This is a genomic window from Frateuria sp. GZRe12, assembly GCF_051900535.1.
GTDB lineage: Bacteria > Pseudomonadota > Gammaproteobacteria > Xanthomonadales > Rhodanobacteraceae > Frateuria_A.
Window position 1 is genome coordinate 956,713 of sequence record NZ_JBHZGI010000001.1, and the last position, 23,282, is coordinate 979,994.

At 68.1% G+C, this 23,282-nt stretch carries 19 protein-coding genes, 1 tRNA gene and 1 riboswitch; of the genes, 10 read left to right on the top strand and 10 right to left on the bottom strand.

What is annotated here, in order from left to right:
- Positions 1-92: 92 nt before the first annotated feature.
- Positions 93-479, bottom strand: coding sequence for a diacylglycerol kinase (locus tag ACFWZ4_RS04325; protein WP_439703485.1), 387 nt, complete (start codon positions 477-479; stop codon positions 93-95).
- 256 nt (positions 480-735) lie between these two features.
- Here ACFWZ4_RS04325 and ACFWZ4_RS04330 point away from each other — a divergent pair, with 256 nt between their 5' ends.
- The 6 genes from ACFWZ4_RS04330 (at position 736) to ACFWZ4_RS04355 (ending at position 8,373) form a co-directional block, all read left to right on the top strand.
- Positions 736-2,292 carry a peptide MFS transporter gene (locus tag ACFWZ4_RS04330; RefSeq protein ID WP_439703486.1) on the top strand — a complete coding sequence of 519 codons (1,557 nt, stop codon included), beginning with the start codon at positions 736-738 and terminating at the stop codon, positions 2,290-2,292.
- A 45-nt stretch (positions 2,293-2,337) separates the two neighbouring features.
- On the top strand, positions 2,338-3,606 hold the full coding sequence (locus ACFWZ4_RS04335) for an ATP-binding protein (protein WP_439703487.1): 1,269 nt from the start codon (positions 2,338-2,340) through the stop codon (positions 3,604-3,606).
- A 71-nt stretch (positions 3,607-3,677) separates the two neighbouring features.
- The gene (locus ACFWZ4_RS04340; RefSeq protein WP_439703775.1) at positions 3,678-4,256 is read left to right on the top strand and encodes a response regulator transcription factor; all 579 of its coding nucleotides are present in this window, start codon (positions 3,678-3,680) and stop codon (positions 4,254-4,256) included.
- A 248-nt stretch (positions 4,257-4,504) separates the two neighbouring features.
- A complete protein-coding gene (locus tag ACFWZ4_RS04345; protein WP_439703488.1) occupies positions 4,505-6,730 on the top strand; it encodes a TonB-dependent receptor in 2,226 nt (741 codons plus the stop codon).
- A 15-nt stretch (positions 6,731-6,745) separates the two neighbouring features.
- Positions 6,746-7,912 carry a sialidase family protein gene (locus ACFWZ4_RS04350; RefSeq protein ID WP_439703489.1) on the top strand — a complete coding sequence of 389 codons (1,167 nt, stop codon included), beginning with the start codon at positions 6,746-6,748 and terminating at the stop codon, positions 7,910-7,912.
- The gene (locus tag ACFWZ4_RS04355) at positions 7,909-8,373 is read left to right on the top strand and encodes a hypothetical protein (RefSeq protein ID WP_439703490.1); all 465 of its coding nucleotides are present in this window, start codon (positions 7,909-7,911) and stop codon (positions 8,371-8,373) included. The genes ACFWZ4_RS04350 and ACFWZ4_RS04355 overlap by 4 nt, the downstream gene beginning before the upstream one ends.
- A gap of 114 nt (positions 8,374-8,487) precedes the next feature.
- Here ACFWZ4_RS04355 and ACFWZ4_RS04360 read toward each other — a convergent pair.
- The 6 genes from ACFWZ4_RS04360 to ACFWZ4_RS04385 form a co-directional block, all read right to left on the bottom strand.
- Positions 8,488-8,580: transfer RNA gene (locus ACFWZ4_RS04360), tRNA-Ser, on the bottom strand.
- A 70-nt stretch (positions 8,581-8,650) separates the two neighbouring features.
- Positions 8,651-8,857, bottom strand: coding sequence for a carbon storage regulator CsrA (gene csrA, locus ACFWZ4_RS04365; protein ID WP_439703491.1), 207 nt, complete (start codon positions 8,855-8,857; stop codon positions 8,651-8,653).
- A gap of 271 nt (positions 8,858-9,128) precedes the next feature.
- Positions 9,129-11,756, bottom strand: a complete 2,628-nt coding sequence (gene alaS, locus ACFWZ4_RS04370; RefSeq protein ID WP_439703492.1) for an alanine--tRNA ligase — start codon at positions 11,754-11,756, stop codon at positions 9,129-9,131.
- A 54-nt stretch (positions 11,757-11,810) separates the two neighbouring features.
- Complete coding sequence (locus ACFWZ4_RS04375; protein WP_439703493.1) at positions 11,811-12,305, bottom strand: regulatory protein RecX; 495 nt, start codon at positions 12,303-12,305, stop codon at positions 11,811-11,813.
- Positions 12,306-12,409: 104 nt separating this feature from the next.
- On the bottom strand, positions 12,410-13,444 hold the full coding sequence (gene recA / locus ACFWZ4_RS04380) for a recombinase RecA (RefSeq protein ID WP_439703494.1): 1,035 nt from the start codon (positions 13,442-13,444) through the stop codon (positions 12,410-12,412).
- Between the two features lie 131 nt (positions 13,445-13,575).
- On the bottom strand, positions 13,576-14,082 hold the full coding sequence (locus tag ACFWZ4_RS04385) for a CinA family protein (RefSeq protein ID WP_439703495.1): 507 nt from the start codon (positions 14,080-14,082) through the stop codon (positions 13,576-13,578).
- Positions 14,083-14,344: 262 nt separating this feature from the next.
- Between ACFWZ4_RS04385 and mutS the strand changes: the two genes are divergently transcribed.
- The gene (gene mutS / locus ACFWZ4_RS04390; RefSeq protein WP_439703496.1) at positions 14,345-16,915 is read left to right on the top strand and encodes a DNA mismatch repair protein MutS; all 2,571 of its coding nucleotides are present in this window, start codon (positions 14,345-14,347) and stop codon (positions 16,913-16,915) included.
- Positions 16,916-16,983: 68 nt separating this feature from the next.
- Here the strand turns inward: mutS and ACFWZ4_RS04395 are convergent, their stop codons facing one another.
- Both ACFWZ4_RS04395 and ACFWZ4_RS04400 read right to left on the bottom strand, forming a co-directional pair.
- Positions 16,984-17,388, bottom strand: coding sequence for an RNA-binding S4 domain-containing protein (locus ACFWZ4_RS04395; protein ID WP_439703497.1), 405 nt, complete (start codon positions 17,386-17,388; stop codon positions 16,984-16,986).
- A 36-nt stretch (positions 17,389-17,424) separates the two neighbouring features.
- Positions 17,425-18,324 carry an AEC family transporter gene (locus tag ACFWZ4_RS04400; protein ID WP_439703498.1) on the bottom strand — a complete coding sequence of 300 codons (900 nt, stop codon included), beginning with the start codon at positions 18,322-18,324 and terminating at the stop codon, positions 17,425-17,427.
- A gap of 91 nt (positions 18,325-18,415) precedes the next feature.
- Between ACFWZ4_RS04400 and ACFWZ4_RS04405 the strand changes: the two genes are divergently transcribed.
- From ACFWZ4_RS04405 to pnuC, 3 genes are all read left to right on the top strand, one after another.
- Positions 18,416-19,549, top strand: a complete 1,134-nt coding sequence (locus tag ACFWZ4_RS04405; protein WP_439703499.1) for a phosphotransferase enzyme family protein — start codon at positions 18,416-18,418, stop codon at positions 19,547-19,549.
- 149 nt (positions 19,550-19,698) lie between these two features.
- A riboswitch (TPP riboswitch) is annotated at positions 19,699-19,796 on the top strand.
- 61 nt (positions 19,797-19,857) lie between these two features.
- Entirely contained in the window at positions 19,858-22,020 is a 2,163-nt protein-coding gene (locus tag ACFWZ4_RS04410; protein WP_439703500.1) for a TonB-dependent siderophore receptor, read from the top strand.
- Positions 22,020-22,604 carry a nicotinamide riboside transporter PnuC gene (gene pnuC, locus ACFWZ4_RS04415; RefSeq protein ID WP_439703501.1) on the top strand — a complete coding sequence of 195 codons (585 nt, stop codon included), beginning with the start codon at positions 22,020-22,022 and terminating at the stop codon, positions 22,602-22,604. The genes ACFWZ4_RS04410 and pnuC overlap by 1 nt, the downstream gene beginning before the upstream one ends.
- Positions 22,605-22,618: 14 nt before the next feature.
- On the opposite strand, the gene ACFWZ4_RS04420 is transcribed toward pnuC, so the two are convergent.
- The gene (locus ACFWZ4_RS04420) at positions 22,619-23,272 is read right to left on the bottom strand and encodes a trimeric intracellular cation channel family protein (RefSeq protein ID WP_439703776.1); all 654 of its coding nucleotides are present in this window, start codon (positions 23,270-23,272) and stop codon (positions 22,619-22,621) included.
- Positions 23,273-23,282 lie beyond the last annotated feature (10 nt).

Sequence of the window (23,282 nt, forward strand, 5' to 3'; positions counted from 1 at the left end):
TCCGGCCAGCGTCAACGAGCCCGGTAGGGTGGGCTTGGGCCCACCATGACGTTCGCGGCAAAAGCCGGTGGGCCCAAGGCCGCCCCGCGGAGCTACATGGTCAGGATCGCGGGCAACCGGGGCCCGACGATGAGCGCCCAGCTCAAACCCATGAAGACGAGCAGCACGAACACCGCGGCCGAACCCATGTCCTTGGCGCGCCCGGCCAGTTCATGGAATTCGGGGCTGACCTTGTCGACCACCGCCTCGATGGCCGAGTTGAGCAGCTCGGCCGACAGCACCAGGAACATCGGCAGCACCAGCGCCAGTTTTTCCAGCGCACCCTGGCCCAGATAAAGGCCCAGTGGAATCACCACGATGGCAAGGCATACCTCGAAGCGGAACGACGCTTCGTGGCGCCAGCCCGCGCGCAGTCCCTTCATCGACCAGCGCAGCGCGTTCCACAATTGACGCGGTCCGCGGAAGCCTTCGGCGGCCATGCGCTCAGGCGCCCGTCCGCGCGGAGGCGGCGTCGGCGGGCAGCAGCGGAGAGTGGGCTGTCGACATGGGCGGCTACTCGCGATTCGGTCGGCGGCAAGCGCGCCATGATGCCACAGCGCCGGTCGCGGGACGGCATGCCGCAGTGCAACGTTACCCGTATGCCGGATCGGTTACCCTCGAATGGTTGTAGCCCGGTTCAGGGTTGCAGAGCAGGCCGCGCCGCGGCAGTGAAGTGTTCAACCGCTCGGAAATTTCATGGCAATCCAGAATCCGCCCGTATCGAAAACCCGCTCCTTCAGTACCGTCTTCCTGATAGAAATGTGGGAGCGCTTCGGCTTCTACGGCATGCAGGTGCTGATGGTCACCTACATGATGAAGAAGCTCGGCTTCATCGACACCCACGCCAATCTGGTGTGGGGCGCGGCCGCCGCGCTGATCTACGCCACGCCCGCCATCGGCGGCTGGGTCGGCGACAAGCTGATCGGCACGCGCCGCACCATGCTCACCGGCGCGGTGGTGCTGGGCCTGGGCTACGCGATGCTGTGGATCCCCACGGACAACCCCTACCTGCTGTACGTCGCGCTTGGCGTGATCATCGTCGGCAACGGCTTCTTCAAGCCCAACGCCGGCAACCTGGTACGCAAGATCTACGAGGGCGACGACACCAAGATCGACAGCGCCTTCACCATCTACTACATGGCGGTGAACGTCGGCTCGATGATTTCCATGACGCTGACCCCGTGGGTGCGTGACTACGTGGGCGAGCGCTACGGCGACGCGTGGGGCTGGCACACCGCCTTCGGCATCTGCGCGATCGGTCTTCTGCTGGGACTGGTCAACTACATGCTGATGAGCCGCACGCTGCGCCACATCGGCTCGGCGCCGGACCAGAAGCCGTTCAACCTCGCCCGCTTCGGCATGGTGATGCTCGCTGCGGTCGGCATGGTGTTCGTCTCGGCCTTCATTTTGCAGAGCCAGACGGTGGCGCGCATCTGCGTGTATGCCGCGGGCGTGGTGATCCTCGGCATCTTCATCCACCTGATCCGCTCCAGCGAGCGCAGCGAGCGGGCCGGGCTGGTCGCCGCGCTGGTGCTCACCGTCCAGACGATCTTCTTCTTCATCTTCTACCAGCAGATGTCCACCTCGCTGAACCTGTTCGCGCAGAAGAACGTGAACCTGGACTTCAGCGTGTTCGGCATGCACCTGTTCACCTGGATACCGGAGCAGTACCAGAACCTCAACGCGATCTGGATCGTGCTGCTCAGCCCTGTGCTGGTATTCGTCTACAACTCGCTGGGCCGCGTCGGCAAGGATCCGTCCGTCGCCGCCAAGTTCGCACTGGGTTTCGCTGCGGTGGCGGCGGGCTTCTTCGTGTACGGCATCGGCGCACACTGGGCCGTTGCCGGCCAGGTGTCCTCGTGGACCATGGTCTGGGGCTATGGCCTCTACTCGCTGGGCGAACTGCTGGTGTCCGGCCTGGGCCTGGCGATGATCGCCCGCTACGTGCCGGCGCGCATGGGCGGCTTCATGATGGGCGCCTACTACGTCGCTTCTGGCATTTCGCAGTACCTGGGTAGCGTGGTGGCCAACTTCGCGCACATCCCCGAAGGGCTCAACGACCCGCTGCAGTCGCTGGACATCTACACCAGCCTGTTCACCAAGCTGGGTTGGGTCGGCCTGGGCTGCACGGCGATCGCCGTGGCCGTGCTGCCGCTGATGAAGAAGCTCTCCAACAGCCACGCCGAACATGCCGCCGCGGCCGATCCGCTGCCGCCGGTTCGCAGCGAGGAAGGCTGGGAACTCCCGGGCTGATTTGAGACGGCGCCGCGGACCACCGCGGCGCCCTTTTTTTTCGCCATGCCACACCGGCACGCCAACCGCCGCATCGGACCCTTCGCGCTCACGCGCATGCTCGCGTGGTTGCGCCTGTGCGCGATCGCCGGTCAAAGCGTAGCGGTGCTGGTCTGCGCGCTGTGGATGCACCTGCCCATTCCGCTGCTGCCGCTGCTGACCGGCATCGGCGCACTGGCGGTCTTTGCCGTGTTCGCCGCCTGGCGCCTTGGCCAGCCTTGGCCGGTGCGCGAGTGGGAAACCATCCTGCACGTCGCGATCGATACGTTGGTATTGGGCTACCTGCTCTATTTCACCGGCGGTGCCAGCAATCCGTTCGTGACCCTGTTGCTGGTGCCGATCGCGCTGACCGCTGCCGCGCTGTCGGTGCCCGCCGTGCTGGCAGTGGCCGCGCTGGCCGGCGTGGCGTACCTGCTGCTGCTCTACCGCAACGAGCCACTGCCGCTGCCCATGCACGGCGGTGGCTTCCCGCTGCACGTCCTCGGCATGGGCGTGAACTTCGTGATCACGGCGCTGCTGCTGGGTTTCTTCATCAACCGGCTGGCGCGCGCGCTGCGCATGCAGCAGCTCGAAGTACAGCGCGTGCGCGAGCGCGCACTGCGCGACGAAGGCATCCTCGCCATCGCCACCCAGGCCGCCGGCGCCGCGCACGAGCTCAACACGCCGCTGGCGACCATGCGCACGCTGCTGCCCGAACTACGCCGCGAGCATGCGCAGGACGCCCTGCTGGAAGAGGACCTCGCGCTGCTGCAGGAGCAGGTGGATCGCTGCCGCACGATCCTTCGCGAGATGGTCGCCTTCGGCCAGGCGCAGCTGTCGCAGGAGGCCGAGCGGATGCCGCTGCAGGCCTTCGTGCACGGTTGCCTGGAGCGCTTCCAGTTGCTCCGCCCGGAGGCCGAGCTGGCGCTGGACTTGCCAGACGCCACCGCGGGATTGGTGCTGCGCGTGCCGCCGGGCCTGCGCCACGCGCTGATCAACCTGCTCAACAACGCGGCCGATGCCTCCGAGTCATCAGGATCGGATGCGGTCGAGCTGCAGATCCGTTGCGAACACGGCTGGCTGGAACTGACCGTGCGCGACCACGGCCCGGGCTTCGACACCCAGGCCGAACTGGGCGAACTTGGCCGCAGCGGCAAGCAGGGCGGCCTCGGGCTGGGGCTGGCATTGGCCGAAGCCACCGCCGAACGCCTCGATGGCGAACTGATGGCAAGCAATACCGCCCAAGGCGCCCAGGTGCGCCTGCGCCTGCCGTTGGCTGCGATCGGCGCGGGCTGATCCTGCGAAACGTGCAACTGCGGCGCGCTCGGGCAAGAATGACGTTCCCGACATCGCTCCCCACCATGCCCATGACCGACGCCAACGCTCCCCGCCAGCTGCTGATCGTCGACGACGACGCCACCTTCGTCCGCGTGCTCTCGCGCGCGCTGGGCTCGCGCGGCTTCGAGGCGATCGGCGCCACTCGCGCCGACGAGGCGCGGCAACTGGCCCGTCGGCACCAGCCACGTTACTGCGTATTGGACCTCAAGCTGGGCGAGGAGAACGGCCTGAAGCTGATCTCCGAACTGCACGCGCTGGTGCCGGAGATGCGCATCCTGCTGCTGACCGGCTACGCCTCGATCGCAACCGCCGTCGAAGCGATCAAGCGCGGCGCGCACGATTACCTGGCCAAGCCGGTCGATGCCGACGCGGTGGTGCGCGCGCTGCTCGAGGGCGAGGGCCCGTCGGCGGTGGACGACGAGCCGCCGGAAGCGCCCGAGGCACCGCTGGCCTTGCGCCGGCTGGAATGGGAGCACATCCAGCGCGTGCTCACCGAATGCGACGGCAACATCTCCGAAACCGCGCGGCGCCTGGGCATGCATCGGCGCACGCTTCAGCGCAAGTTGAGCAAGCATCCGGTGCGCGAGCGTCCTGACGCGGGCGATTGACCTTACCTGTAGCCCGCTTGCCGGCATCGTCTGGCAGGAGCTCGCTTGCGGGCGATGCCTTCTGACGTTGATCGCAAGAGGGCCGCCCACAAGCGAGCGGCCCCATGAGCGAGACCGGCGCCACAGTGGGCTTTCCACACTTCTCTGCGACAACGCGTCATCTGGCCGTGCACATTGGCGCCGCTATCCTGCGAAGCCTCGACCCACGTCCAGAGTTGACTGTGAAGCCCCGATCGCCCGGTCTACGCGTGCTCGCCATCCTGGCTTTCCCCGGTTTGCTGCACGCCGTCGACGCGCCACCGCAGGCGACCACGCTAGCCCCGGTGATGGTGCACGCCAGCGACACCCACGTAACCGAGACGCCGGCGGTCAGCGTGCGCATCGATCGCGCGCAGCTGGCGCGGCAGAACGTCACCACCAGCGCGGACGCGCTGCGCTTCGCCCCAAACCTGCAGGTGCGCGCGCGCTACATCGGCGATCCGAACGCCATCATCAGCGGCCGCAACGCGGGCACCCTGCAGAGCGCGCGCAGCCTGGTCTATTCCAATGGCCTGCTGCTCTCCAACCTGATGACCAACGGCTGGGACGGTGCGCCGCGCTGGGGCATGGTCTCGCCCGAGGAGATCGGCGCCGTCGACGTGCTGTACGGCCCCTATTCCGCGCTCTATCCGGGCAATTCGATCGGCACCACGGTGTTGATCCATACGCGCCTGCCCGAGCAGCTGACCGCCAGCGCGAGCGTGCAGGTGATGAGCCAGGATTTCCGTGACGCCTATGGCGCCGACGGTCACTACAACGGCCGTCATGCCGCCGCCTCGCTCGGCAACAAGCAGGGCCGCTGGAGCTGGCTGCTCACCCTTGACCGCCTGGACAATCACGGCCAGCCGATGCAGTACGCCACGGCCCGGCCCGGCGGCGATCCGTCGACAGCGGTGGCCGTGGAAGGCGCCACGCTGGACCGCAACCCCAACGGCAGCCCGCGCCTGGTCTACGGCGCCAACAGCATCGAACACACCGTGCAGACCCAGGCCAAGCTCAAGCTCGGCGTGGACCTCACCGATCGAGTGGCCGCGTTGTTCACGCTGGGCTGGTGGCACAACCACGCCGAGGACCGCACGCGCAGCTTCCTTCATGACGCGGATGGCCGAGCGGTAACTGCCGGCACGGTCAGCGCCTATGGCAGCCTCTGGACGTTGCCGCCGAGCGGCCTGGCGCCGACCGCCAGCGAAGATACGCACCTGCTCTACGGTGCCGAATTCAATGGCCATTGGTCCAACGACTGGCGCTGGACCGCCGTCGCCAGCCACTACGACTTCGCGCGCGCCCTGGCACGCAGCGCCTCGTTGCCGTCGGCCGGTCCGCTCGACGGCCCCGGTACCGTGGCAGACAACGCAGGCTCGGGCTGGGACACGTTCGACCTGCGCAGTTCCGGCCCGCTGGGCGGCACGCACATGTTCTACGCCGGCCTGCACGGCGACCGCTACGTGCTCGATTCGCGCATCCGTACCGCCAGCGACTGGCGTGGCGCTGCCGACGGGCCACTGACCGCCGCTTTCGCCGGCCGCACGCAGACCCGCGCGGCCTACCTGCAGGATGTGTGGAGCTTCGCCGACGCCTGGGCACTGACGCTCGGCGCGCGCTGGGAGCAATGGCGCGCCTACGGCGGACGCCGTGCGGATGCCGCCAACGCCGTGCGTTACGCCGACCGCCAGCGCAGCGACCTCTCGCCCAAGGCCGCGCTCGAATGGGATTTTGCGTCTGACTGGCAGCTGCGCCTGGCCTGGGGCAAGGCCGTGCGCTATCCGACCGTGGCCGAACTCTTCCAGGGCGCGATCTCCGCCAACACCATCGTCGGCAACGACCCCAACCTCAAGCCAGAGCGCGACAACTCGCTGGACCTCACGCTCAAGCGGCAACTCGCCAACGGCCATTGGCGCCTCTCGCTGTTCCAGGACCGCATTGCCGATGCGCTCTACACCCAGACGGACATCACCGTCACGCCCACCGTCACCAGCGTGCAGAACATTGACCTCACCCGCGTGCGGGGCATCGAGGGTGAGCTGGCGCTAACCGACCTGTGGACGAGCGGGCTTGACCTGACCGCAACTGTAGCCCTCAACGACGCCAAGACCTTGCGCGACCGTCGCTATCCGCTGGCCGACGGCAACTGGTTCCCGCGCATCCCGCGCCTGCGCGCGAGCCTGTTCGCCGATTACCGCTTCGCCGACGGCTGGGAAGCCTCGCTCGGCATCCGCCGGTCCGGGCGCCAGTACGGCACGCTCGACAACAGCGACTTCGTCGATAGCTACGGCGCCGTCAGTGCCTTCACGGTCGCCGATGCGAAACTGCGCTGGCATGTCGCCCCGCGCTGGACCGCATCGCTGGGCGTGGACAACCTCACCAACGCGCGCTACTGGGTCTACCACCCGTATGCCGGCCGCACCTGGGTCGGTGGCGTGCGCTGGGATATGTAAGCCGGAAGGACTGCCATGCGCCGCTTGTTGTTCCTGCTGCTTTGCCTTGCCGTCGTACCGGTCGTCGCGCACGAGCGGATGGCCATGTCCACCGAGCCGCCGCTCGGCGCCAGCGCGGCATTCGACACGCAGGGCCGGCTTTGGGTGGTCGATGCGGCCGAGGGCCACGTGCGCCTGCGCCATTCGGACGACGTGGGCAAGACCTTCAGCGCGCCGGTACCGGTCAACGCGACACCAGAGCCGATCTACGCCGAAGGTGAAAACCGGCCCAAGCTGGCGTTCGGCCCTGATGGCGAGATCTACGTCAGCTGGTCGCAACCGCGCGCGAAACCGTGGACCGGCTTCGTGCGCTTTGCCCGCTCGCTGGATGGCGGCGCGCATTTCTCCACCCCCATCACCGTGCACCGCGACCGCGCCGAGATCACGCATCGCTTCGATGCGCTGGCGGTCGACGGCAAGGGACGAGTCGTACTCGCCTGGATCGACAAGCGTGACCAGGCCGAGGCCGAGGCGGCGGGCAAGCCGTACCTGGGCGCCGCGGTCTACTACGCCTGGTCCGACGACCGCGGCGCAAGCTTCGTACCCGAACGCAAGCTCGCCGCGCACAGCTGCGAGTGCTGCCGCATCGCGCTTTCGAAGACCCCGCAAGGTGAAATCGTCGCGTTCTTCCGCGCCATCTACGGCGACAACATCCGCGATCACGCCTATGCCGCGCTGCGTACGGACGGCGGACCGGCCCGGGCCGAACGCGCCACTTTCAGCGGCTGGCACATCGCCGGCTGCCCGCACCACGGCCCCGGCCTGGCCATCGCCCCGGACGGTACCCGCAATGCCGTCTGGTACGAGGCCAGCGGCAAGCCGACGATCTGGTACGGCCAGCTCCAACCCGGTCACCGCGCTGCGCACCCCCAGGTGCTCGCCGGCGCCGGCGCCAGTCACGCGGATATAGCGGTGCATGGCCGTACCGTGTGGGTGGTGTGGAACCAGGTCGGCGCACAGGGCGAGGCACTGGTGATGCGCCGCTCGGACAACGACGGCCTGGACTTCGACGCGCCGCGCACGCTGGCGGACACCACCGCGGCGGTCGGCTCGCCGCAATTGCTGCTGCACGACGGCCACGCCTACGTCGCCTGGAACACGGCGGCCGGCTTCCGCCTGCTCCCGGCCGAGGGCACGCCATGACACGCTGGCTCGCCGCCTTGCTGCTGATGCCGGCACTGGCCACGGCCAGTTCGCTGAAACCATTGACCGCGTCCGACATTCCCGCCCTGGTTTCACCGCCCGCGCACGGCGAACGCCTGATCGCGCTTTGGGCGCTGGATTGCGCGTATTGCGAACCGAACCTGCAGGCCCTGGCACGATTGCAGCAGGCACATCCGCAGGCGATCGAGCTGGTTACCGTGGCCACCGACGACATGGCGCACGGACCGGCCATCGAAAAGCGCCTCGCCGCCGCCGGCATGACCGCCTGGCCCGCCCGCGCCTACGCCGACGCCACGCCCGAGCGGCTGAGCTATCTGCTCGATCCCGAATGGGGCGGCGAGACGCCGCGCGTGCTGGTCATCCGCGCCGATGGCTCACGCCACGGCTACAGCGGCGAACTGACCACAAAACAGCTCCAGGCCCTCTCGCCCGACCCGTAGGCTGGGTTTGTGCCCACATGCCGTTCGTCGTGAGCAGGTCGGTGCGCTGGAGCCCCCCCTGCGAAAGCCGGTTCCAGACATGCAAAACGCCCCATTCGGGGCGTTTTGCATGTCTGGCGGAGAGAGAGGGATTCGAACCCTCGATAAGGCTTTTGACCCTATACTCCCTTAGCAGGGGAGCCCCTTCGGCCTCTCGGGCATCTCTCCGGGTCTGTTCCGCGCTTTCGCGGAGCCGGCAAGGATACCGGCCGTCGCCGCCGAGGTAAAGCGTTGGTGATCAGTGTTCGCCGGTTTCGCCGGACGCGCCGCTACCGGACTCGTGCTCGCCCTTGATCCGCTGGTAGATCTCTTCGCGATGCACCGCCACGTTCTTGGGCGCATTGATGCCGATCCGCACCTGATTGCCCTTCACGCCGAGAACGGTAACGGTCACCTCGTCACCGATCATCAGGGTTTCACCGACCCTGCGGGTCAGAATCAACATGTTTTGTTACTCCATTACGCTGTTTGGTCATAGGCCTGCTGCCGTTGGAGCTTCACCCCTGAGCTCCACGCCAGTCAGTTCGACGAAAGTCCGTCGAAGGCCCTACCGCCTTCCCCGGCTCACAGCCAAGGCATTCACCATGAATGCCCTTGCCTCACGGCGACATCGTGGGTCCATGCCGCCGACAGTCAACCGATACTAGCCGAGCGCGAGCGCCGTGCGCAACGCATTTCGAGGGCGATAAATCCCCGATTCACAAAGGCCTGAAGGCCTACATCTGTTGGCCGATCCAGTCCGGCAAAGAGGCCAGCAGAGCCGGCAACTGGGCGGTATCCAAACCACCGCCCTGGGCCATGTCCGCACGGCCGCCGCCCTTGCCTTCGATCTGCCTGGCGACGTGCGACACGACGTCGCCTGCCTTGATGCGACCGAGCGCTGCGCCATGCACGCCAGCCACCAGCGACACGCGCCCGTCGGCCGCGCCAGCCAGCAGCACCACGCAATCGACCAGCTGCTGCTTGAGCTGATCGACGCTGTCGCGCAGGGACTTCGCATCGAAGCCCTCCAGGCGCGCCACCACTACCTTGATGCCGGCCACGTCGAGCGCCTTACCTGCGAGGTCGGCAGTGGCGTTGCCGGCCGCCTTGCTGCGCAGCGATTCGAGCTCGCGCTCGAGCTTCTTCTGGCGGTCGAACAGCTGGCGCAGCTTCTCGACGACGTCGTCGCCACTGCCCGAGAGCAGGTGCGACAGCTCGCCCAGGCGACGCTCCTCGTCGGCAACGTAGGCCAATGCGCCGTCACCGGTCACCGCCTCGATGCGCCGCACGCCGGAGGCCACGCCGGCTTCGCTGACAATCTTGAACAGGCCGATGTCGCCGGTGCGGTTTACGTGCGTACCGCCGCAAAGCTCGGTGGAGAAATCGCCCATCTTCAGCACGCGGACTTCGTCGCCGTATTTTTCGCCGAACAGCGCCATGGCGCCGAAGGCAATCGCCTCGTCGTAGGCCATCTGATGGACTTCTGCCGGCGCGTTGCGGCGCACTTCGGCGTTGACCAGCGCCTCCACCGCGGCAAGCTCGTCGCGGCTGACCGGCTTGAAGTGCGAGAAGTCAAAGCGCAGGCGCTCGGGCGCGACCAGCGAACCCTTCTGCGTGACGTGTTCACCAAGCACCTGGCGCAGCGCCGCATGCAGCAGGTGCGTGGCCGAGTGGTTCAACACGGTGGCCTGTCGGCGGCCGGTATCGACGTGGGCGTCCAGCATGTCGCCCGTGCGCAGCGCCACGCCGTGCCAGCGACCTGCGTGGCCGAAGAACACGCCACCCATCTTGAGCGTGTCGCTGACCTCGAAGCGACCATCGGCGTGGCTCAGCACGCCGGTGTCGCCCACCTGGCCGCCGGACTCGGCGTAGAACGGTGTGCGTTCGAGAATCACCAGGGCATTTTCGCCATCGTCCAGCGCATCGACCTGCCTGCCGTCGCGCACGATGCCCACCACCTTGCAGCCGCTGGCCACGAGCGCGTCGTAGCCCAGGAACACCGTCGGCGCGAGACGGCTGGCCAGTTCCGCCGGCATCTGGCCCTTGGCTTCGAAGCGGCCGGCCGCGCGGGCGCGCTCGCGCTGCTCGTTCATCGCCTGCTCGAAGCCGGCCATGTCGACGGAAAGGCCACGCTCACGCGCGATGTCGCCGGTCAGGTCGACCGGAAACCCGTAGGTGTCGTAGAGACGGAAAGCATCGGCGCCCGGAATGGTGTTGCCCGACTTCTTCGCGACCTCGTCGAACACGCGCATACCGTGCTCGAGCGTCTCGCCGAAGCGCTGCTCTTCGGTGCGCAGCGCGTCTTCGACGAAGGCCTGCTTGGCGGCCAGCTCGGGATAGGCGGCACCCATCTCCTCGACCAGCGGCGCCACCATCTTCCAGAAAAATTCGCCGCGCACGCCGAGCATCCAGCCATGGCGCAGCGCGCGACGGATGATCCGGCGCAGCACGTAGCCGCGGCCTTCGTTCGAAGGCAGCACGCCGTCGACTATCAGGAACGAGCAGGCGCGGATGTGGTCGGCGATGACACGCAGCGACTTGTTCGCCAGGTCCGTCGTAGCGGTGAGTTCACCCGCCACGCGGATCAGGTGCTCGAACAGGTCGATCTCGTAATTGGAATGCACGTGCTGCAGTACCGCGGCCAGGCGCTCCAGGCCCATGCCGGTGTCCACGCAAGGCGCCGGCAGCGGCGAGAGCGAACCGTCCGGCGCGCGGTCGAATTGCATGAACACCAGGTTCCAGATCTCGATGTAGCGGTCGCCATCCTCGTCGGGCGAGCCCGGAGGACCACCAGCCACGCCCGGGCCGTGGTCGTAGAAGATCTCGGTGCAGGGACCGCAGGGGCCGGTGTCGGCCATCTGCCAGAAGTTGTCCGAGGCGAACGGCGCACCCTTGTTGTCGCCGATGCGCACGATGCGCTCCGCCGGCACGCCCATCTGCTGGTTCCAGATGTCGTACGCCTCGTCATCGGTCTGGTAGACCGTCACCCACAGCCGCTCCGCCGGCAGCTTGAACACGACCGTGAGCAGCTCCCAGGCGTAGGCGATGGCGTCGCGCTTGAAATAGTCGCCGAAGGACCAGTTGCCCAGCATCTCGAAGAAGGTGTGGTGGCGCGCGGTGTAGCCGACCTGGTCAAGATCGTTGTGCTTGCCGCCGGCACGCAGGCAGCGCTGCACGTCGGCCGCGCGCGCATACGGCAGTTTCTCGCTGCCAAGAAACACGTTCTTGAACTGCACCATGCCCGAGTTGGTGAACAGCAGCGTCGGGTCGCTGGCAGGCACCAGCGAACTGGACGGCACGATGGCGTGGTCCTTGGCGCGGAAGAACTCGAGGAAGGTCGAACGGATTTCGGCGGTTTTCATGGGCGGCGGGCGGCGTAGACAAAAAAGGCCACGCCGGCGGCCACCGCCTTCGAATCAGTCGATTTCGTCGGCAGCGTCGTCCACTTCGGCGTGGGTAGCACGTCGTACTGTGGCGGTGGCAAAGCCGCGACGCAAGAGGAACTGCGCGCGCCGGGCGCCTTCGGCACGGTCCATCGGGCCCTTGCCGCCATAGCGGCGGCGCAGCTGGTTCACAGCCGAGGCGTCCCAGTCGATGTCCGCCGCATCCAGCAATTCGCGGATGCGCGCATCGGGCACGGCGTGGGTCTTGAGCTCCGCGCGGATGCGCTGGGGGCCGTAACCCTGGCTCGCGCGACTGCGCACCAGGATCTCGGCAAAGCGGTCATCATCCTGGTATTGCTGCTCGCCAAGGCGGTCGACGGCCGCCGTGGCTTCGTCGCCCTCATAACCGCTCTGGCGCAGCTTGGTCTTCAGCTCGCGGCGCGAATGCTCGCGGCGGGCGAGCAAGCCGAGCGCCTTGTCGTAGGCGGTGCGCCTTGGCTTGTCGGAGTTATCCGGGCGACGCTTCATGGCGCGCCACACGCATCGAAAGCGGAAGTAGCGGCCCCCTCCCCGAGCGACTGCCCCGGCCGATGGCCGAGGCAGGGGCAGCCTTGATCAGGCAGGAGCACGACTCAGGCTTCTTCGAGCGCCTCTTCGGAGGCCTGCGCAGCCTTGCCGCCGCTGACCAGCAGGCGCGCGCGCAATTGCTGGTCGATGTCGTCGGCGATGGCGGGGTTGTCGCGCAGGAACTGGCGCACGTTCTCCTTGCCCTGGCCGATGCGGTCGCCGTTGTAGCTGTACCAGGCGCCGGACTTGTCGATTAGGTTTTCCTTGACGCCCAGTTCGATGATCTCGCCCTCGCGCGAGGTGCCCTCGCCGTAGAGGATCTCGAACTCGGCCTGGCGGAACGGCGGCGCGACCTTGTTCTTGACCACCTTGACGCGGGTCTCCGAACCGATCACCTCGTCTCCCTTCTTGACCGCGCCGATGCGGCGGATGTCCAGGCGCACCGAAGCGTAGAACTTCAGCGCGTTGCCGCCGGTGGTGGTCTCGGGACTGCCGAACATCACGCCGATCTTCATGCGGATCTGGTTGATGAAGATCACCAGGCAGTTGGACTTCTTGATATTGGCGGTGAGCTTGCGCAGCGCCTGGCTCATCAGGCGTGCGTGCAGGCCGACGTGCGAGTCGCCCATCTCGCCCTCGATTTCAGCCTTGGGCGTGAGCGCGGCGACCGAGTCGACCACCACCACGTCCACCGCGCCCGAGCGCACCAGCATGTCGGCGATTTCGAGCGCCTGCTCGCCGGTGTCGGGCTGGGAGACCAGCAGGTCGGCCACGTTGACGCCCAGCTTCTCGGCATAGGTCGGGTCGAGCGCGTGCTCGGCATCGACGAACGCGGCGGTGCCGCCGTTCTTCTGGCAGTTGGCGATGACCTGCAGCGTCAGCGTGGTCTTGCCGGAGGATTCCGGACCGTAGATCTCGATCACACGGCCCCGCGGCAGGCCGCCGATACCCAGCGCGATGTCCAGGCCCAGCGAGCCGGTCGAGACAGTGTCGATGGCCTCGTCGGTGCGATCGCCCAGGCGCATCACCGCACCCTTGCCGAACTGCTTCTCGATCTGGCCAAGAGCGGAGGCCAGCGCTTTGCGCTTGTTGTCGTCCATCGTGGGAATCCCGGGTGGTGTGGCTAGGAATGAGGGGATGATGCCCGGTCCGAATCTCACGGGCTGCGATAAGTCTGCGAAGGCATTGATTATCCCACAGCCGTCAAGACCCGCCGCAGGCACAGAGCGCTTCAGCCCGTCAGCGCTTGCCGCACGCCGTTGAGCGCGGCGGCCACGCTTTGACGGCGGATCGCCTCACGATCGCCGTCGAAATGGAACAGCTGCGCGTGGGCGTAGCCGCCGCGGCGTTTCCAGCCGATCCAGACCGTCCCGACCGGCTTTTCCGCCGTGCCACCCGAGGGCCCGGCGATGCCGGTGACCGCCACCGCGACGCCCGCGCCGTAGCGCGCCATGGCGCCGGAAACCATTTCGAGCACCGTCTCCTCGCTCACCGCGCCGGCGTGTTCGAGCGTACGCGGATTGACGCCCAGCAGCGCCTCCTTGGCCTCGTAGCTGTACACCACGACGCCGGCATCGAACCAGGCCGAACTGCCCGGCTGGTCGGTGAGCGTCTTGGCGATCCAGCCGCCGGTACAGGACTCGGCGGTGACCAGCATGAGCTTGTGCTGCTGAACTTCCATGGCGACCTGGCCGGCCAGGGTGGACAGCTCGGCATCGGTGGGCGAGGACAGGGACACGGAGGGCTTCCCGGTGGCGCAAAAAGCTGTTCTACCTGTTCGGGGGACGTGGCGGCAAGCAATGCCTGCTGACGCGGCCTGTTGCAGGAGCGCACCTGCGCGCGACCGTGGGCCTCGCGACCGCGCACGGATGCGCTCCTGCACGGATGCGCGGCGTTCGCGGCTACCGACGATGCCGCCGGATCAAGGGCGGCGCCGTGTACACTCCGAAGCCTCCCGGCGCGATCACCGCCGCCGGCGACCGCCCGACCAAACTCCCTGCATGAACCTCAACGATTCCGCCTCGCATACCCCCTTCATGCGCCAGTACCTGGCACACAAGGCCGAGCACCCGGACGTGCTGCTGTTCTTCCGCATGGGCGACTTCTACGAGCTGTTCTACGACGACGCCCGCAAGGCGGCACGGCTGCTCGACATCACGCTGACCCAGCGCGGGCAGTCGGCGGGCGCGCCGATCCCGATGGCCGGCGTGCCCTATCACGCCGTGGAGAATTACCTCGCGCGATTGGTGAAGCTCGGCGAGTCGGTGGCGATCTGCGAGCAGATCGGTGATCCGGCAACCTCCAAGGGCCCGGTCGAGCGCAAGGTGGTGCGCATCGTCACGCCCGGCACGGTGACCGATTCGGCGCTGCTGGAAGAACGTCGCGACAACCTGTTGCTGTCGATCCACGCCGGTGCGCAAGGCGCCTTCGGGCTCGCCTGGGTGGACTTGAGTTCGGGCCGCTTCCTGCTGAGCGAAGTGGCGAACGCAGAGGCGCTGGCCGCGGAGCTCGCGCGCCTGCAGCCGGCTGAGACGCTGGTCGGCGAGGACGGTGGGTGGCCGAAGCTGGTCACCGCACTGCCCGGCCTGCGCAAGCGCCCGCCGTGGCATTACGACTTCGACGCGGCGCGCCGCGAGCTCAACCGCTTCTTTGGCACGCGAGACCTGTCCGGCTTCGGTGTCGACGGGTTGCCATTGGCCATCGCCGCGGCCGGCTGCCTGCTCGGCTACGTCGAGGAAACCCAGAAGAGCGCGCTGCCGCATCTGACCGGCATGGCAGTGGAGAACGCCGGCGAGACCATCGCGCTGGATGCGGCGACCCGGCGCAACCTGGAGCTGGATACCCATCCGAGCGGCCGCGTCGACTACACCTTGCTCGGCGTGCTGGACGAAACGGTGACGCCGATGGGAGCGCGCCTGCTGCGCCGCTGGCTCAACCGCCCGCTGCGCTCGCGCGATGCGCTGCGCCTGCGCCACCAGGCGATCGGCACGCTGATCGAGGCGCGCGCGTACGAGCCACTGCGCGAGCAACTGCGGGGGATCGGCGACCTGGAACGCATCCTGGCCCGCGTGGCGCTGTGCTCGGCGCGCCCGCGCGATCTTTCCACGCTGCGCGACGGCCTCGCCGCCGCCCCGGTTTTGCGCGAATATCTGGCCGCACTGGACAGCCCGCTGCTGCACTCGCTGGTCGCGCGCATCGGCGACCACGCCGAAACGGCCGCGCTTTTGCAGCGCGCGATCGTCGCGCAGCCGCCGGTGCTGCAGCGCGACGGCGGCGTGATCGCCGAGGGCTACGACGCCGAACTCGACGAATTGCGCCGTCTCTCCACCCACGCGGACCAATTCCTGGTCGAACTGGAGGAACGCGAGAAGGCCGCCAGCGGCATCAGCACGCTCAAGGTCGGCTACAACCGCGTCCACGGTTACTACATCGAGATCACGCGCGCGCAGGCCGACAAGGCGCCCACGCACTACACCCGCCGCCAGACCACCAAGAACGCCGAGCGCTACGTCACCGAGGAACTGAAGGCGTTCGAAGACAAGGTGCTCTCGGCGCGCGAGCGCTCGCTGATGCGCGAACGCGCGCTCTACGACAACCTGCTCGCCACGCTGATCGAACGCCTCGCCCCGCTCAAGGACGCCGCCTCGGCCATCGCCGAACTGGACGTGCTGGCGGACCTGGCCGAGCGCGCCGAGGCGCTGGACTGGCGCGCGCCCGATCTCACCGACGCACCCGGCATCTGCATCGAGCGCGGCCGTCACCCGGTGGTAGAAAAGGTGCGTGATGAGCCGTTCGAGCCGAACGATCTGGATCTCGTGGACGCCCGCCGCATGCTGGTGATCACCGGCCCGAACATGGGCGGCAAGAGCACCTACATGCGCCAGAACGCGCTGATCGTGCTGCTCGCCCACATCGGCAGCTACGTGCCCGCATCGCGCGCGTGCATCGGCCCGGTGGATCGCATCTTCACCCGCATCGGTGCCGGCGACGACCTCTCGCGCGGGCAGTCCACCTTCATGGTGGAGATGAGCGAGACGGCCAACATCCTGCACAACGCCACCGAGCACAGCCTGGTGCTGATGGACGAAGTCGGCCGCGGCACCAGCACCTATGACGGCCTGGCGCTGGCGCGCGCCGCCGCCGTGCACCTGGCGACCGCCAGCCGCGCGTTCACGCTGTTTGCCACGCACTATTTCGAACTGACCGAACTGGCCGGCGAATATCCGTCCATCGCCAACGTGCACCTGGATGCGGTCGAGTACGGCGAGCAACTGGTGTTCATGCACGCGGTCAAGGACGGCCCGGCCAACCGCAGCTTCGGCCTGCAGGTGGCAGCGCTCGCCGGCTTGCCGAAGAGCGTGATCGCCGATGCCAGGCGCACGCTGGCCGAACTCGAGCGCGGGATGCACGGGCACACCGCGTCGACGCCCGCACCCGCGGCCTCGCCCCAGCTAGGGCTGTTCGCGGCACAAGCTTCCGCGCTGGAAGAAGCGCTGAAGACGCTCGATCCCGATGCGATGTCGCCGCGCGAGGCGTTGGAGGCGCTGTACCGGTTGAAGGCGATCGGTTGAGCAGTAGCCCATCCCCGGTCTTCCTGGGGAAGAAGCCGATCGCGCGCGCTTTATAAACGAGCCCTGCCCTACGACTGCTCGTCCTTGAACCGCATGATCTGCCGCCGCGCCTGCTTGTCAGGTCGCGTCGGCGGGCGCAGCAGACCCGCCGCTCCCAGCTTGCGCTGCGCCCGCGCCACCTCGCGCGCGGCGAGGCTTTCCTCGGTTTCGCGATACAGCGCCTGCGCCACCGGCGCCGGCCCGCGCTGTTCCGACAGTGCCAGCACCACCACCTCGAGCCGCTCCTCGCCCCGGCCGATGTGCAAACGGTCGCCCACGTGCAGTGCCTTCGCCGGCTTGCAGCCGCTGCCGTTGACGTCCACCTTGCCACCATCGATCGCCTGCTTGGCCAGGCTGCGCGTCTTGAAGAACCGCGCGGCCCACAGCCACACGTCGGCCCGCACGGCGGGCGGATTGTTCTGCGTGTCGTTCATGGCCTCATTATCCCGCGCGGCAGTGAGGCTCGCGCATCATCCGAACAACACGCTTCCCATCGGCACCGTCAGCAACGACAACACGATGCCCGCACCCAGGATGGTGTTGGCCAGTGGCGGATCCAGCCCGTATTCGTCGGCCAGGATCGTGGCCGAGACCATCGGCGCCATCGCCGCCTGCAGCACGCCCACGGTCAGCACCAATCCGCCCACGCCCGCCGCCATCCCGAGCAGCCAGCACGCCAGCGGCGCCAGCAGGAGTTTCCAGCCCAGGCCAAGACCCGCCGCCGCAAGCTGACGCTCGCCCGGATGGAAGCGGAACTGCAGTCCGACCGAAAACAGCGCCAGAGGGGTCAGCGTCGCACCCAGTGGTGCAAACACGCCCTCCATGACAGGCGGCCAGCCCCCGAACGCGCCAACGGCGACGCCGACGAGCAAGGCGACGAACGCCGGGAATGTCGCGATACGCCGCACGATCATCGCCGGCTCCGGCGCGCGTCCGGCGTACAGGCAGGCCACCACGATACCCATCGAAGCGAGCACCGGAAACGCGCCGAGCTGGTCGGCCACCACGGCCAGCGTCAGCCCCGGCTGGCCGTACAACGCCTGCATGAGCGGGTAGCCCATGAACGAGGTGTTGCCCAGCCCGCAGACCAGGATCAGTGCCCCGGTGCGTCCGCGCGACCAGCCCAGCCGCGGCCCGATCAACCCGAACAGCAGCCAGGCCCCACCGAAGGTCAACCACATCGCGACGATCGGAAACCACAGCTGCGGATCGAAACGCAGCTTCGGAATCAGCTCCAGCACCAGCGCCGGCAGCGCCACGTTGATCACCCACCAGTTGAGCCCTGCCGCGAGCCCCGCCGGCGGCCGCGCCAGGCGCGCCACCAGTGCGCCCAGCACCAGGCAGGTGAACAGCAACAGCAAGGCACTCATCGAGCAGGCCGTTGGGAAAGGGCGCATAGCATGCCGTAAGCGGGATGCTGCCGTGGAACCGCTCTCCCGCTCCCGACGCGATAATGGCGGCATGAACGACACCGACCACCGCGTCCACGGCCTGGCCGCCGATGATGTCCCGCCCGACTGGCCTCCCATCGCCTCCGCGGAGGTGACCGCGCTGCTCGCGCGCTATCCGTCGATCGGCAGTGCCGGCGTGATCCGGTGGTGCAGCCCCCGCCCGCTTTCGGCCGCCGCGTTGATCGATGTCGCCGGGCGCCTGGTATTCGTCAAACGTCACCACCGCAGTGTCCGCACGCCGGTAACGCTGGCCGAGGAGCACGCCTACATGGCCCGGTTGCGCGAGGCCGGCGTGCCCGTGCCGACAGTGCTTGCCGATGCGGCTGGAAACTCTGCCGTCGCGCATGGCGAATGGACGTACGAGGCGCACATGCCAGCCGTAGGCGTGGATCTCTACCGCGAAGCCGCCTCGTGGTCGCCCCTCCGCGACTTGGGGCACGCACGGACGGCCGGGGCCATGCTGGCAAGGCTGCATGCAGCCTCGGAAGGCTACGCGGCCGAACAGCGCCACACGCACCTGCTGGTTGCCCGCAGCGAGCTGATCGCATCGGCCGACCCGCTCGCCACGTTGGCCGCGCAGTTGCCGGCACGGCCAGGGCTGGCCGCGTACCTGGCGCAACGGGACTGGCGCACGGAGCTCGGCCAGATGCTCGCCCCTTTCCATGCGCAGGTGCAGCCCCGCATGGCGGCGCAGCCCGCGCTGTGGACGCACGGCGACTGGCACGTTTCCAACCTGTGCTGGAGCGATGCGGGCTCGCAGGCGTCCATCACCGCCGTGCTCGATTTCGGGTTGGCGTCGCGCACATTCGCGCTGTTCGACCTGGCCACGGCGATCGAACGCAACGCGATCGCCTGGCTGGCGCTGGACCGTGGCGATGCAGCCTATCCCGACACCGCGCGCGCATTGATCGCGGGCTACCGCGAACGCCGGCCGTTGTCCGCCGCGGACGTCCATTTGCTGGCCGACCTGCTGCCGCTGGTGCACGTGGACTTCGCGCTGTCGGAAGTGGAGTACTTCAGCGCGATCACACGCTCTCCGGCCAACGCCGACGTGGCATACCGCACCTTCCTTCTCGGGCACGCGGCGTGGTTCGCCACGACGCCCGGGCGCGCGATGCTTGACGCCATCCGCGCGCTCGCCTGAGTCAGCGAGACCGGTCGCGCAGAAGTGGCTCACGCCAGCGGGCGAAGTCTGCGTGCCACGCAGGCGTGCGTGTCCTTGCGACTTTGACCTGCGGCCTGCGCTCAGGACGAACGGTTTGGGTTGGACGTCCATTCCATGCTTCAATACCGGTCTTGAAGCGGGGGTGCCCGGCAAAACGCCGGGCTGAGAGAGTCCCTTGGAACCTGATCCGGTTTGTACCGGCGTAGGGAGCTTGATAAGCAGTCGCGCGTCTTTCCGGGCGTGCGCCTCGCCGTCGCTTCGTCCTTTCCCTTGCCGACGAGCCGACGATGACCTTTCCCCGCACGCCCCTGCTGCTAGCCCTGATCGCCGCGCTGGCCCCGGCCGCGCACGCCGCCGATCTGCCCGACGCCACCCAGGCCAAGGAGCTCGCGCCCGTGCGCGTGGAAGGTCTGACGCATGACGACCGCCACGGTACCGCCGTCGACGCCTACGGCAACGCCTCGCTGCACGACACTCCCGCGGCCGTCACCGTGGTCACGCGCAAGCAGATCGACGATCGCCACATCCGCACGCTGAGCGAACTGGCGCGCGAGGACGCGTCGCTGGGCGACAACTACGCCCCGGTCGGCTACTACCAGGACATCGCCATCCGCGGTTATCCGCTGGACCTGGCCACCGGCCTGCGCTTCAACAACCTCACGATCGCCGGCGAGCAGCCGGTCGCGTTGGAGGACAAGCAGCGCGTGGAAGTGCTCAAGGGCCTGGCCGGATTGCAGGCGGGCGTGATGGAACCGGGTGGGGTGGTGAATTTCGTCAGCAAGCGCCCGGCGAACGTGCGCGAGGTGACGCTGGGCACCGATTCGCACGGCTCGCGCTACGGCGCGCTGGATCTCGGCGGCTGGCTCTCGCCGACCTTCGGGGTGCGCGCCAACCTGGCCTGGGAAGACGTCCAATCCTACGTGCGTCACGCCGACGGCCGGCGCAATTTCTACGCGCTGGCCGCCGACTGGCACATCACCCCCGACGCCACGCTGGAACTGGACAGCAGCTACCAGGCCAGCGCGCAACGCTCGGTCTCCGGCTACCAGCTGCTCGGCGGCGACACGATCCCGGAACGTGCCGACGCCACCCGCATGCTGGGCTTCGAACCCTGGCAGCAGCCGGTGAGCATCCATGCGGCCAACACCAGTGCGCGCTTCAACTACGCGTTCAACGACGACTGGCGCCTGCGGCTGGCCGCCGGGCACAGCCGGAGCGTGATCGACGACAACGTGGCGTTCGCCTACGGCTGCTTCTACTCGCCCGCCTGCGCCAGCGGCGCGCCCGGCAACTTCTTCGCGCCCAACGGCGACTACGACGTGTACGACTACCGCAGTCCGGATGACACGCGCATCGACGACGAGGCTCGTGCCACGCTGGAGGGCCACCTCGACACCGGCCCGGTCAGCCACCAGCTCACGCTGGGCGCCAGCGCCTTCCGCCGCCTCAACGACCAGCGCGCCGATGTCTACGACTACGTCGGCACTGCCAATGTCGACGACCTGGACCCGCCCTATTTCGCGCCCTCGCCCAACCAGCCCGGCCCGTCCGTGCGCCGGCTCACCAGCTGGCAGCACTCGCTGTTCGCCCTCGATCGCCTGCACCTGGGCGAGCAGTGGCAGCTGATCGCCGGCGGCCGCTTCGTGCGCCTGCACGAGCGCGCGTACGACGGCGACGGCCTGCCCGAACGCGATACCCGCCTCAGCAAGACGCTGCCGCAGGCGGCCGTGCTGTGGCAGCTGGACGAGGCACTCACCACCTACCTCAGCTACAGCGAAGGCCTTTCGCTCGGCAACGAGGCGCCGTACTGGACCAGCAACGACGGCCAGATGCTGGCGCCGCGCCTGTCGCGCCAGCTCGAAGCGGGCATGAAGTACGCGGTGAGCGACGTGCTCGACGTCAACGCGGCAGCGTTCCGCATCCGCCAGCCCTACCAGTTCGCGCAACCGGACGATTCCGCCTACGGCTTTACCTTCGTGCAGCGAGGCGAACAGGTGCATACGGGGCTGGAACTGGGCGCCCATGGGCGCGTCAGCGACAACCTCGAAGTCACCGCCAGCGCCAGCTTCATCCGCGCCCGCGCCCGGGACACCGGCACGCCCTCCTACGAAGGCCACCAGGTCGCCAACGTGCCGCGGGTGCGCGCCGCGGTGTACGCCGACTACCGCCTGCCGTTCGCGCCACAGCTGAGTCTGCTCGGCGGCTGGCGCTATGCCTCGCCCAATGTCGCCACCCCGGACGGTCGTGTGCGCGTGGCCGCCTACAACGTCTTCGACGCCGGCGTGCGCTACGCCACCACGCTGGACGGCCACGCGCTCACCTTGCGCCTGTCGATCGACAACGTGTTCGACCGCTTCTACTGGCGTGACACCGGCAGCGCCTACGGCGACAGCTACCTGTTCCCGGGCGCGCCGCGCCTCGCGCGGCTGTCCGCGACGTTCGCCTTCTGATGGACGCGGTCGAACTCATCGGCGCGGCGTTGAGCGCGTGGGCTGTCTGGCTCACCGCACGGCGCCGCCCGTGGTGCTGGCCGGTGGGCTTCGCCTCGGTGGTGGTCTACAGCTGGATCTTCATCGACGCGAAGCTCTATTCGGACGCGCTGCTGCAGGGCGCGTTCGCCGTATTGATCGTGTACGGCTGGCTGCGCTGGCTCAAACACTTGGGCAGCGACGGCCGAGTCCAGATCGCGGCACTCCCGCCACACCAGTTCGCCGTGCACCTGATGCTCGGTCTCGCCGGTGCACTCGCGCTCGGCTACGCCATGCACCGCTGGACCGACGCCGCCCTGCCCTGGCTGGATGCCGCGCTCACCGCCTTCAGCCTGGTCGCGCAGTGGTGGCAGGGACGCCGCCACCTCGCCGCCTGGTGGCTGTGGATCGCGGTCGACGTGATCTACGTGGGCGAATACGTCTACAAGGACCTGCTGATCACCGCGGTGCTCTACGCCGGCTTCGTGGTCCTGGCCGCCATCGGCCTGCGCGACTGGCGCCGCGCGAGCCTGTCAGTGCCCGACGCCCACCCCGCGATCGGCTGAGCCCGCCCTGCCGATCAGCGAGCGCGGTCGTGATCGCGCTTGTCCGTTGCGGAGGCTTGTTCCGAGCCTGCCGACGGGAGGCGCCAGCCGTGGCGTATCGCCATGAAGCGCAGTGCCAGGCACACGGCTCCGCCACCCACTGCTGCCGCCGTTGGCGCAACCTGCAGCAGGTACCCGCCGACCACGACGCCCGCGCCGGCGAGGGCGGCCAGCGCGTAGAGATCCGTGCGCAGGACGGTGGGAATGCCGGACACGAGGACATCGCGCAACATCCCGCCGCCGATGCCGGTGAGCATGCCGAGCAGGGCCGCCATCAGCGGATGGATGCCGTGGACCAGCGCCTTCTCGGCGCCGGCGACCGCAAAGAACGCCAGCCCCACCGCATCGAGCCACAATACGTCCCGGCTGTAGCGGCGGGTCACCGGATACCACAGGAAGGTGATCGTTCCGGCCAGCACGGACACCACGACGTAGCGCCAGTCGTCGATGGCCGCCGGCGGTATCGCGCCGATCAACAGGTCGCGCGTGATGCCGCCGGCATTGCCGGCGGCGAAGGAAAGCACCAGCACGCCGAACACGTCCAGCCGGCATCGGACCGCGACCATCGCGCCGCTGATGGCGAACACGAAGGTGCCGCCCAGGTCCAGCACCAGCACCAGGATGTGCATCATCGGATGA

Excerpts from the sequence above, each read along its gene's own strand:
- ACFWZ4_RS04420 (WP_439703776.1), bottom strand. The coding sequence starts at position 23,272 with ATGCACATCCTGGTGCTGGTGCTGGACCTGGGCGGCACCTTCGTGTTC.
- csrA (WP_439703491.1), bottom strand. The coding sequence starts at position 8,857 with ATGTTGATTCTGACCCGCAGGGTCGGTGAAACCCTGATGATCGGTGAC.
- ACFWZ4_RS04400 (WP_439703498.1), bottom strand. The coding sequence starts at position 18,324 with ATGAGTGCCTTGCTGTTGCTGTTCACCTGCCTGGTGCTGGGCGCACTG.
- ACFWZ4_RS04395 (WP_439703497.1), bottom strand. The coding sequence starts at position 17,388 with ATGAACGACACGCAGAACAATCCGCCCGCCGTGCGGGCCGACGTGTGG.
- pnuC (WP_439703501.1), top strand. The coding sequence starts at position 22,020 with ATGGACGCGGTCGAACTCATCGGCGCGGCGTTGAGCGCGTGGGCTGTC.
- ACFWZ4_RS04410 (WP_439703500.1), top strand. The coding sequence starts at position 19,858 with ATGACCTTTCCCCGCACGCCCCTGCTGCTAGCCCTGATCGCCGCGCTG.
- ACFWZ4_RS04350 (WP_439703489.1), top strand. The coding sequence starts at position 6,746 with ATGCGCCGCTTGTTGTTCCTGCTGCTTTGCCTTGCCGTCGTACCGGTC.
- alaS (WP_439703492.1), bottom strand. The coding sequence starts at position 11,756 with ATGAAAACCGCCGAAATCCGTTCGACCTTCCTCGAGTTCTTCCGCGCC.
- ACFWZ4_RS04405 (WP_439703499.1), top strand. The coding sequence starts at position 18,416 with ATGAACGACACCGACCACCGCGTCCACGGCCTGGCCGCCGATGATGTC.
- recA (WP_439703494.1), bottom strand. The coding sequence starts at position 13,444 with ATGGACGACAACAAGCGCAAAGCGCTGGCCTCCGCTCTTGGCCAGATC.
- mutS (WP_439703496.1), top strand. The coding sequence starts at position 14,345 with ATGAACCTCAACGATTCCGCCTCGCATACCCCCTTCATGCGCCAGTAC.
- ACFWZ4_RS04330 (WP_439703486.1), top strand. The coding sequence starts at position 736 with ATGGCAATCCAGAATCCGCCCGTATCGAAAACCCGCTCCTTCAGTACC.
- ACFWZ4_RS04340 (WP_439703775.1), top strand. The coding sequence starts at position 3,678 with ATGACCGACGCCAACGCTCCCCGCCAGCTGCTGATCGTCGACGACGAC.
- ACFWZ4_RS04335 (WP_439703487.1), top strand. The coding sequence starts at position 2,338 with ATGCCACACCGGCACGCCAACCGCCGCATCGGACCCTTCGCGCTCACG.
- ACFWZ4_RS04355 (WP_439703490.1), top strand. The coding sequence starts at position 7,909 with ATGACACGCTGGCTCGCCGCCTTGCTGCTGATGCCGGCACTGGCCACG.
- ACFWZ4_RS04325 (WP_439703485.1), bottom strand. The coding sequence starts at position 479 with ATGGCCGCCGAAGGCTTCCGCGGACCGCGTCAATTGTGGAACGCGCTG.
- ACFWZ4_RS04375 (WP_439703493.1), bottom strand. The coding sequence starts at position 12,305 with ATGAAGCGTCGCCCGGATAACTCCGACAAGCCAAGGCGCACCGCCTAC.